The 8,351-nt window shown below is 64.6% G+C and carries 8 protein-coding genes; 2 read left to right on the plus strand and 6 right to left on the minus strand.

Annotated features, from left to right (window positions below):
- Positions 1 to 72: 72 nt before the first annotated feature.
- Positions 73 to 1,374 carry a glucoamylase family protein gene (locus EN738_RS25945; RefSeq protein WP_127286193.1) on the minus strand — a complete coding sequence of 434 codons (1,302 nt, stop codon included), beginning with the start codon at positions 1,372 to 1,374 and terminating at the stop codon, positions 73 to 75.
- A 216-nt stretch (positions 1,375 to 1,590) separates the two neighbouring features.
- On the opposite strand from EN738_RS25945, the gene EN738_RS25950 reads away from it, so the two are divergent.
- The gene (locus tag EN738_RS25950) at positions 1,591 to 2,517 is read left to right on the plus strand and encodes a DMT family transporter (protein ID WP_127286194.1); all 927 of its coding nucleotides are present in this window, start codon (positions 1,591 to 1,593) and stop codon (positions 2,515 to 2,517) included.
- A gap of 9 nt (positions 2,518 to 2,526) precedes the next feature.
- Here EN738_RS25950 and EN738_RS25955 read toward each other — a convergent pair whose 3' ends face one another.
- The gene (locus tag EN738_RS25955) at positions 2,527 to 3,435 is read right to left on the minus strand and encodes an alpha/beta hydrolase (protein ID WP_127286195.1); all 909 of its coding nucleotides are present in this window, start codon (positions 3,433 to 3,435) and stop codon (positions 2,527 to 2,529) included.
- A gap of 114 nt (positions 3,436 to 3,549) precedes the next feature.
- On the opposite strand from EN738_RS25955, the gene EN738_RS25960 reads away from it, so the two are divergent.
- Positions 3,550 to 4,140, plus strand: a complete 591-nt coding sequence (locus EN738_RS25960; protein WP_127286196.1) for a CGNR zinc finger domain-containing protein — start codon at positions 3,550 to 3,552, stop codon at positions 4,138 to 4,140.
- 2 nt (positions 4,141 to 4,142) lie between these two features.
- Here EN738_RS25960 and EN738_RS25965 read toward each other — a convergent pair whose 3' ends face one another.
- The 4 genes from EN738_RS25965 to EN738_RS25980 form a co-directional block, all read right to left on the minus strand.
- Complete coding sequence (locus tag EN738_RS25965) at positions 4,143 to 5,453, minus strand: hemolysin family protein (protein WP_127286197.1); 1,311 nt, start codon at positions 5,451 to 5,453, stop codon at positions 4,143 to 4,145.
- A 99-nt stretch (positions 5,454 to 5,552) separates the two neighbouring features.
- A complete protein-coding gene (locus tag EN738_RS25970) occupies positions 5,553 to 6,260 on the minus strand; it encodes an LssY C-terminal domain-containing protein (RefSeq protein WP_127286198.1) in 708 nt (235 codons plus the stop codon).
- Between the two features lie 73 nt (positions 6,261 to 6,333).
- Entirely contained in the window at positions 6,334 to 7,200 is an 867-nt protein-coding gene (locus tag EN738_RS25975) for an extensin family protein (RefSeq protein ID WP_127286199.1), read from the minus strand.
- 138 nt (positions 7,201 to 7,338) lie between these two features.
- Entirely contained in the window at positions 7,339 to 8,061 is a 723-nt protein-coding gene (locus EN738_RS25980; RefSeq protein WP_127286200.1) for an extensin family protein, read from the minus strand.
- Between the last annotated feature and the right edge of the window lie 290 nt (positions 8,062 to 8,351).

The following is an 8,351-nucleotide window of genomic DNA, read 5'->3' on the forward strand; positions in this document are numbered from 1 at the left end:
GTATATAATAAGTATAAATATAAGCTTTGACTTGAATATCGTGGCGACGGGCAGCGGCGCTGGTGGCCGTTCCTACAGCCAGCCACCCGAAAAGCCGGCGCGTCGCAGGCCCGTGGTAATGGCCGGCACACGGCGCATCAGCTGCCACAGGAAGTCCGACCGGTAGTTCTCGATCATCAGGGCGATCGGCCCCTGGTTGATGCCGACATGGTCCGGCGATACCCAGCCGCAGGCGCGGCCGTCGGCGGCGGCGATTGTCGGATTGAAGCTGGCGGTGAAGCCGTAAGGGTTGCCCTCGTGCAGGTCGATCTCGTGGAAATGGCGCAACGCCGGCAGGACGATCTCCGGCGCAAACGGCAATGAGGTGATCGCCGCCCATGGCGACAAGGTGCCGTCATCGGGGCCGAAGGGCGCCCCGCGCGCCAGATAGCCGAAGAAGCGTCGGTCGCCGATCGTCATGTTGAGTTTTTTCAGGCCCGGGCCGTCGCTGGCGGTGATGCCCCAGCAATTCTCGTCATAGCCGACGAAACCCTTCGGATTGCGGATGGCATAATCGCGCTGCAGGTAGCTCGCCGCGCGGCTGTTCTCGAAATAGTCGCTGCCGTGCTCCCGCATGAAAGCGTCGCGGATGCCGCGAAAATCGATCCAGACATGCGAGAACTGATGGATGAAGAGCGGGCCGGCATAGACCAGTTCCCGGCCATAGATCTTTTTCCACTTGTAGGTGGAGAGCCAGGCTTCATAGCTCTCGCGCGGCAGCGGGTGGGTCGGCGAGCCGAGGCCCAGCACATAGAGGATCACCGCCTCGTCATAGCCTTGCCAGCGGTAGCGCAGGAAGCCCTTCTCGGGCAGCCAGCCGTGGGTGACGGTCGCGCCGCCGTTCTGCGCCCAGCGCCAGTCGGCACGGCGGTAGAGCGCATCGGCAAGCCGGCGGATTTCCAGTTCGGCCTCGTCGTCGGCGTCAAAATAGGCGCCGGCGGCCAGCACGCCGGCAAGCAGAAGCGCCGTGTCGACGGTGGACAGCTCGCATTTCCAGACGCGGCGGCCGGTCCGCATGTCAAGGAAATGATAGTAGAGGCCCTTATAGCCGGTGGCGTCGGGCTCCGGTCCATGCGGCGCGTTCCAGAAGAAACGAAGCGTGGCGAGCGTCCGTTCGACGGCGGCGTCGCGCGTCATGAACCCGCGCTCGACGCCGACGGGATAGGCCGACAGAGCGAGCCCGACGGCGGCGATGCTGGCGGGCGACGCCGGCGTGTTGCGATCGGCGATCAGTCCGTTTGCCGGGTTGGCCTCCTTGAGAAAATAATCGAAGGACAGGCGCTGGGTGGCCGAGAGAAGCTCTTCGTTCAGCGTTTGGTCGCTCGATGCATCCATGGCTGCCGATATAGGGACCTTCGCCGCGCTTCCCACCTTTGGGGCGTCAATGATAAGCGAGGAAGGCGAAGGCCGATAGCGAGGAGCGCGTCGACATTCAGTCTGAGACGCTGCTCTTCGGTCGCAACCCGGCGCTGCAGCTGATCCGGATTGGACCGCAATGTCGGGCGCACTGCCATCTGGCCCTGCCGTTTGCCCTGAGATATCCGCGGCCAGATGAGTGCAGCCGTGAAGACATCCAGCCTGACAGGCGCCGTTTCCCCGTTGGTCCCGGTGCTCGTATGCGCGCTCGCGATCTTCCTGCTGTCCGGGATGGATGCGGCGATGAAAACGCTGGTTATCGCCGTGGGCGTCTACAATACGGTGCTGTGGCGCAGCTTTCTCGCGACAGCAGTCGCGGGCGCAGCTTGGTCGGCGGGATCGCGCTCGCTGCCAACCATTGCGGTGCTAAGGCTGCATGCGCTGCGGGCCGTGGTTGTCGGCATCGTCCTGATATCATTCTTCTGGGGGCTTGGCAGGCTGCCGCTCGCGGAGGCCGTCGGGCTGAGCTTCGTTGCGCCGCTGATCGCTCTCTTCCTCGCCGCGCTGTTGCTGGGCGAGCGGGTCCGGCGCGAGGCAATCTGGGCATCGATGGCCGGCATCGCCGGCGTGGCGATCATCGTATCCGGCCAGTTCGGGCAGGCAAGCTATTCGCACGATGCGCTGCTTGGCACGGCGGCGGTGCTCGTATCGACGGTGTTCTACGGCTACAATTTGATCCTCGCCCGGCAACAGGCGCAGGTGGCCAAGCCAATCGAGATCATGTTCTTCCAGAGCCTCGCCGTTGCAATCATCCTCGGCCTCGCCGCGCCCTGGCTCGTCGTCGCCCTGCCGGCCAATCTTTGGCTTCCCCTGGCCGGCGTGACCGCGCTGTCGCTCGCCGGCCAATTCCTGATGAGTTGGTCCTACGCCCGCGCCGAAGCGCAATATCTCATTCCAACGGAATACTCGGCCTTCATCTGGGCGATCGCGTTTGGCTGGTTCTTCTTCGACGAGGCAGTCACATGGACGACGCTCGCGGGAGCATGCCTGATCGTCGCCGGCTGCCTGATCGCCGCGCGCGCGAACCCGAAGCTTGCCGAGCCGATCGAGGCAGCCGTTTGACCGTCGCGGTCAGCGCCTTTCGGAATCGCGAAAGATCCCGGTCTCCACCTCGTGCATGAAGTGAGCGATGAGCGCCGCGCATTGGCGATGGTGCGTCTCAAGCAGCATGTGGCCGCTTTCAAAGACATGGATTTCGATGGCGTGGAGGTCGCGATTGTAGGCCATGATCTCATCCACCGCGAAGAAGGCGTCATGCCGGGCCCACAGCGCAAGGCAAGCTGGCCGGTGGTTGCGCAAGTAGGCCTGGATGGCGGGGAAGCGCGCGATGTGTGAGCCATAATCCGTGAAGAGTTCGAACTGAATGTCAGTGTTTCCGGGCCTCTCCAGGCGCTCGGTGTCGAGATGCCAACTCTCGGGCGGAAACAAGACCTTCAGGCGTTCGGGCAGACCGCCGATATACTGGTTGCGGGTGCCCTCGAAATTCATCCAGTCCGGCAGCTTGGCGCGGTTGTCGTCCGTCGGTTCGGCGAAGAACACCTTGGGTGCGTCCCAATCCGGTCCCAGCCCCTCCTCATGGGCATTGCCGTCCTGGACGACCAAGCCGAGGATACGATCCGGCCGTCGTGTCGCGAGATGATAACCGACGGGCGCGCCGAAGTCGGTGATGTAGAGAAAGAACCGCTCAAGACCGAGGGCCTCAATGAATGCCTCGATCGTGTTGGCGAGGTTCTCGAACGTGTAGTCATAGGCGTCGGTGGAAGGGGCGGACGAGAAGCCGAAACCGGGCATATCCGGCGCCACCACATAGGCTGTCTCGGCCAGTGGCTCGATGATGTTGCGATAGACATGTGAGGAAGTCGGATATCCGTGCAGCAGCAGGATTGCCGGACGGTCCGGGTCGCCGGCATGACGGTAGAAAATGTCGAGGCCGTCGGCACGGATGGTTTCGTGGCGTGTCTTGTAAAGATCGCTTCGCATCGTCTTTCTCCCATGGTTCCCGTGCTGCTGGCGACGCTCTGGCTTTGAAACCGTATATCTGTATGATGGCGGTTACATCGTAACTGTGTAATGCGGTTAATGGGGTTATGTTCCATGGCGCAGGCCTACACCGAATGGGTGCCTGAGCACTTCATAGGCGGGCATGCCGCCCTGGACCTGTCGAACGCCGTGTTCGACCGGCGCGTGCCAGCGCCCGACAATGAGCTGTTCAAGTCGACCCAGGATGTTGCCAACTGGTTGATGGCTTCAGGGCTTGCCGACCATCACCAGGCGCAGGCCGTTTCCGAGATCGAAGATGGGCGCTTCGTGGAACGGGTTCGCGAAGTCCGTGAAGCGTCTTTTCAGATTTTTGAGCCGATCGCCGCGGGCAAACCGTCCGCGACCGAGGCGCTCAGCGTCCTGTTCTCATGCGCGGCGAGCCCGCTGGCCACCGGGTCGGTCGACTTGCACGACACCAGACCGCGGCCTGGCCAGTGGCGGGACCCGGATGCCGTCACGGCGTTCCTTGCTTTGCTGTCGGTCCAAGCCTTCTTCAGCTTGCCGCGGGACAGGCTGCATTCCTGTCCTCGCTGCGGCTGGCTTTTCCTCGATACGTCGCGCGGCGGCAAACGCCGCTGGTGCAGCATGCGCACCTGCGGCAACCGCGAGAAGGTCTCGCGCCATAGGGGGCATAGCGCCGCCTGATGTCAGCGCGCGATCTGGCGGTGACCATCCGGCAGGCGGGTGGCGATCAGCTTGTCGATGCGGCGGCCGTCCAGGTCGACGACCTCGAAGCGCCAGCCCTGCGCGTCGACGCATTCGCCGGTCGCCGGCAGGTGGTGCAGGTGCGACAGCACATAGCCGGCGACGGTCTCGTAGTCGCGGTTCTCCGGCAGGTCGATGCCGAGCACTTCGGCCATCTCGTCGGCCTGCATGTAGCCGGCGAGCAGCCAGGAGCCGTCCTCGCGCTTGACGGCATTCTCCTCCTCGCCCGCGTCGAGGTCGGAGCGGAAGACGCCGGTGATGGCTTCCAGTATGTCGGCCGGCGTGACGATGCCCTCGAAGTGGCCGTACTCGTCATGGACGAGCGCCATCGGCACGTCGGATTCCTTCAACTTCTGCAGCACGTCCAGCGCATCGGCCTGATCGTGGACGATGGGCGCGGCGCGCACATGGTGGCGCGGCTCCAGCACCTTGCCGCCGAGGATCGCGGCCAGGACGTCGCGTGTCTGGACGACGCCGACCATGGCATCCACATTGCCGTCGCCGGCCGGCAGGCGCGAATGCTGGGTCTCGATCAGCAGCTTCCTGATGGTCGCCTCGTCTGATTGCAGGTTGATCCAGTCGACCTCGGTGCGCGGCGTCATCACAGCGCGCACGGCGCGGTCGCCGAGCCGCATGACGCCGGCGATCATGCGGCGCTCGTCGGATTCGATGGTGCCGTGATGCTCGGCCTCGGCGACCAGCATCTTGATCTCCTCGTCGGTGACCTTCTCCTCGCTCTCGCCGCGCTGGCCGAGCAGCCAGAGGACGGCGCGGCCGGAAATGTCGAGCAGGAAGACGAGCGGCGCCGAGATGGTGGCGAGGACGGTCATCGCGGGCGCCGCCCGGACGGCGACGCGCTCGGGATCGCGCAGCGCGATCTGCTTCGGCACCAGCTCGCCGACAATCAGCGAGGCATAGGTGATGATGGCGACGACGATGCCGACGCCGAGCGGATCGGCAATGTTCTCGCGGATGCCGTTCGAGGCGAGGAAGGCGGCCAGGCGCTCGCCGAGCGTGGCGCCCGAAAAGGCGCCGGAGAGAACGCCGACCAAGGTGATGCCGATCTGCACCGACGACAGGAACTTGCCGGGATTGGAGCCGAGCGCCAGCGCGCGGCCGGCGCCCTTGACGTTGCGGTCGATCATCGCCTTGAGGCGGGCGGGGCGTGACGAGACGATGGCAAGCTCGGACATTGCCAGAAGGCCGTTCACGCAGATGAGGACGGCCACGGTGGCGATTTCAACGTATAGCATGAGGGGTCAATAGCATTGCTGCAGTGCATTCGAAAATAGCAGCGGCTATTGTTTTTCGGGGCGGCGTGCTGGTGCTGGGCAAAGATTGGCGCAAATACGCTAGGGCAGCGTCTTCAACACCCCGACCACCGCCATGCCATCGGTGAAGTACGGATCGCCGCCGCCGTTGCGTCCGGTCTTCGTCGCGCCGATGCCAGCCATTTCGCTGGTCGAGGCAAGCAGGCCAGCCTTGGCGAGGTCGCCGACGAGGAAGTCGCGCTCGGCGTCGATGTCGGGGGCGATGTGATGGGTTATCGCTCCGGTGTCGTGGCTGAGGCCGACGCCACGGTCGAAGCTCGCGGCACCGAGCCAGAGCGGACGACCGTCATCGCCGACCGTGTTGGTCTGCCAGAAGCGGACATGGTGGCGCTGGTCGGCACTGTCGCCGACCGGCTTTTCGAAGGCCAGGTCCTGGGCGCGGCCCTCGAACAGCAGCCTGCTCATCGGCGCATCGGGATAGGGACGCGAAAACAACACGCTTTCGCCGATGTCGATGGCGGTTCTCAGCGAGACGGCGTCGGCCGTGTCCCAGCCGGCGACGGCGAAGGCGTGCACCACCTCCTTTTCGGTGCCGACAAGGCCGACATTGATCGGGTCGCCCGGAATGCCTTGCGGCGTATGCGTCACCATTTCGAAGTGCTGCGTGCGATAGCCGCGCTCGCGCCAGGTCCAGAATTCCGGCGCGGCGACGTAGGCCAGTCCCAGATATCCGGCGCAAAGTGCCGCCAGCCAGGTCGACGCGCGCCGCCGAAGGCTTCGCTTACTCACGAGAGGCCACTCCCAAACGCATGCGTCACCTTATGCGCCGTTGCATGGGTTGGGCAAAGGGAACCGCTCGTCGTCAGCGGCAGGCGCGGTAGCCGTTCCTGCGGTTCTTGATGTCGAAATGGAAATGGTTGCGGTGGTCGTAATTGTAGCCGGGGCCGAGCACCGTGGTGAAATACTGGCAGCCGTCGGCGCGCACATTGTTAAGGAAGCCGCGGGTGCGGAAGGCGAACAGGCCGGGCTTGCGCACGTCGATGTCGTCGCCGTTGTTGAGCTCGATGCTCATGACGTCGAGCGCGTTGCCCTTGCCGTGCTCGGACAGGACGCCTTCGCCGGCGATGTTGCGGCAGGAATAGCTGGACCCCTGGTGGATGGTCCTGACGCCTGAGAAATAACGCCAGCGAGCGGCAGGCACCAGCTCGTTCCTGGTCCAGGTTGCGAAGGTGGCAGCCATGTTGCAGGTCAGCGTCGCGGCGGGCTTCATCTGGACGCTGCCGATGGCCGAAACCCTGACAGGAAAGTCGATGCCGCACTGGCCCTCATGGATCGGCTGGACATCGGTGTAGGCGACGCCGAGGCGCTTCAGCTCGTTGCGGCAGTCGACCTCGCTGGCCGGCATCTGCTCGGTCGGCGACATCGGCTCGTCCATGCGCGGATAGGCGGCGGTCACGTAGGGGTTGGACGGAACGAGGCGCTGCATGCCGGAATACTGTGGCGTTGAATATTGGGGCACTGGATATTGGGGCGCTGAATATTGGGGCGCCTCGGGGACGGCGGCGGTCTGGTTGCCGACATCGACTGCAGGCTGCAGCGAGAACACGTCGCCGGTGTTGCAGGCCGATACGGTCGCGATGGCAAGCAGCGTCACCAGCCTGGCGGCAGCGGAGCGCGCACGATTGTTCTGTCGCGCCATGGCAAGCACGGCGCCAAGTCTTCCGGCCATTGATAGGCGTCCCGTCCCAGAGCTGATCCCGCAGGGGTCATGCTGCCGATGGCATAAGGTTAATCCGCAAGAGTAAAGGAAAGATCAGCGCCCGCATTCACGCCTGGGGCCGAATTGCGGCGGTCACGAATTGCGGGGTCACTGGCAGAAGGTGCCGCCGTGGCGGCGCGGCTCCAGGTCGAGGTGGAAGTGCAGCGAATGGTCGGCATCGCTGCCCGGGCCAAGCACCGTCTTGAACGGTCCGCAGGCGGCCTTGCGCACCGTGCCCAGGAATTGCGCGTCCTGTTCGGGCGGCGCCGGCCCGACCTCGATTTTCCTGCCGTCCGCCAGCGTGAAGCTGGCAATGTCGAGCGCGTTGCCGAAAGCGTGCTCCGACATCTTGCCTCCGTTGTGGCGCGCCCGGCAGACGAAGGCGGAAGCCTGGCCGATCGACTTCAATTCCGTGCCGAACTTGGCCTCGACGGCAGGCTGGATGATGTCGGCGGTGAAGCGTGCCGCCGCCTCGGCCATCGCGCAGTTCAATTCAGCGCCGGGGCTGATAGCCATGGATTTGCCCAGCGTCTTCAGCACGATCGGGTAGGGGATCGAGCAGCCAATCTCGGGTTCCTGCTCGGCCTTGTGTTCCTCGAAGTCGACGCCCATCGATGTCAGCCGACGGCGGCAGGCCAGTTCCTCCTCTGGCATCTGTTGCTCGGGAAGGATCGCCGAACGAGGATCGGGCGGCGGTTTGTTGTCGCCGGATTCAGCCGGTTTTTCAGGTGGCTTCGGCGCGACGGCGGGCGGCTCGACCTCCGGTTCCGCCTTGTCGGGTCTTTGCGTCGGAATCGGCGCCGCGGCCGGCGCTTCAGGTTGAGTTTCCATCTCTGTTGACGGCTCCGGGGCCGAAGGCTCGGGCCGCTGCCGCTTCTCCTGCGGAGACTTTTCCTGATCGATCCGGTCGGATGCGTCGGCGTCCCTTGGTCCTGCAGCCTTCCGCTCTTCCTTCGTGGCGGCATCGGTCTGTTGCGCTTCCGCGGGACGTGGCTCCGGTACCGAAACATCGGCGGGTAAGATCGGCTGATCCTGCGTTTGGTGCTGCGTCAGCTCTGACGCGATATGCCGCTTGCCCCGCGATCTCACGCGGTGCTTGCTCCTCGGCCTTAGGGGCTGAT

Source organism: Mesorhizobium sp. M4B.F.Ca.ET.017.02.2.1 (genome assembly GCF_003998955.1).
GTDB classification, from domain to species: domain Bacteria; phylum Pseudomonadota; class Alphaproteobacteria; order Rhizobiales; family Rhizobiaceae; genus Mesorhizobium; species Mesorhizobium abyssinicae.

Bases quoted from the DNA above. Each gene is read 5' to 3' on its own strand.
- EN738_RS25945 (WP_127286193.1), bottom strand. From the start codon at position 1,374: ATGGATGCATCGAGCGACCAAACGCTGAACGAAGAGCTTCTCTCGGCC.
- EN738_RS25950 (WP_127286194.1), top strand. From the start codon at position 1,591: ATGAGTGCAGCCGTGAAGACATCCAGCCTGACAGGCGCCGTTTCCCCG.
- EN738_RS25955 (WP_127286195.1), bottom strand. From the start codon at position 3,435: ATGCGAAGCGATCTTTACAAGACACGCCACGAAACCATCCGTGCCGAC.
- EN738_RS25960 (WP_127286196.1), top strand. From the start codon at position 3,550: ATGGCGCAGGCCTACACCGAATGGGTGCCTGAGCACTTCATAGGCGGG.
- EN738_RS25965 (WP_127286197.1), bottom strand. From the start codon at position 5,453: ATGCTATACGTTGAAATCGCCACCGTGGCCGTCCTCATCTGCGTGAAC.
- EN738_RS25975 (WP_127286199.1), bottom strand. From the start codon at position 7,200: ATGGCCGGAAGACTTGGCGCCGTGCTTGCCATGGCGCGACAGAACAAT.
- EN738_RS25980 (WP_127286200.1), bottom strand. From the start codon at position 8,061: ATGGAAACTCAACCTGAAGCGCCGGCCGCGGCGCCGATTCCGACGCAA.